Raw genomic sequence first — 588 nt, forward strand, 5'->3', positions numbered from 1 at the left:
CAGACACAAAAAAACCTCAAACAATCTAATGTTTGAGGCGAAACTTGCTTAAACTCGAGAGTTTAAATTCGTTTTAAATATGGCGCAGCGGACGGGACTCGAACCCGCGACCCCCGGCGTGACAGGCCGGTATTCTAACCAACTGAACTACCGCTGCTTAGGTCGTCTTAGCTTCTTGCTCTTATTTAAAGAGCCCACTTGCTAAAAAGTGGTGGGTGATGACGGATTCGAACCGCCGACATTCTGCGTGTAAGGCAGACGCTCTACCAACTGAGCTAATCACCCTGAAGAGCGTATAAAAAAAGCACTGCTTTTTTAGCTCTGCAAGAGAATTTTCCTTAAAGGGAAAATTCTAAAAACTATGCATAGGAACCGAATTTTACAATTTACATTTTCGTAAATTCTAGAAGCTCAGTACCCAATATAAGGTATAACTTCTACTACAAGAGAAATTCTTTAAATAGAGTTTCTGTATTGCTTCATTAACATCAGCTGTCACACTCAATGTTAACTTAATCAGCTGGGCTTATCTAAGTAAGTCCCCTTGCTGTGGGTGTGTATTATATAGATTTACACTTGGCTGTCAAA

Annotated in this window: 2 tRNA genes; both read right to left on the bottom strand. The window is 40.6% G+C overall.

The features are described 5' to 3' along the window. Nucleotides 1-80 precede the first annotated feature (80 nt). Nucleotides 81-157 (bottom strand) — tRNA-Asp (locus AS194_RS02205). A 52-nt stretch (nucleotides 158-209) separates the two neighbouring features. Next, nucleotides 210-285, bottom strand: a tRNA-Val gene (locus tag AS194_RS02210). Between the last annotated feature and the right edge of the window lie 303 nt (nucleotides 286-588).

The sequence above is a fragment of the Psychrobacter piscatorii genome (assembly GCF_001444505.1).
GTDB classification, from domain to species: Bacteria; Pseudomonadota; Gammaproteobacteria; order Pseudomonadales; family Moraxellaceae; genus Psychrobacter; species Psychrobacter piscatorii_B.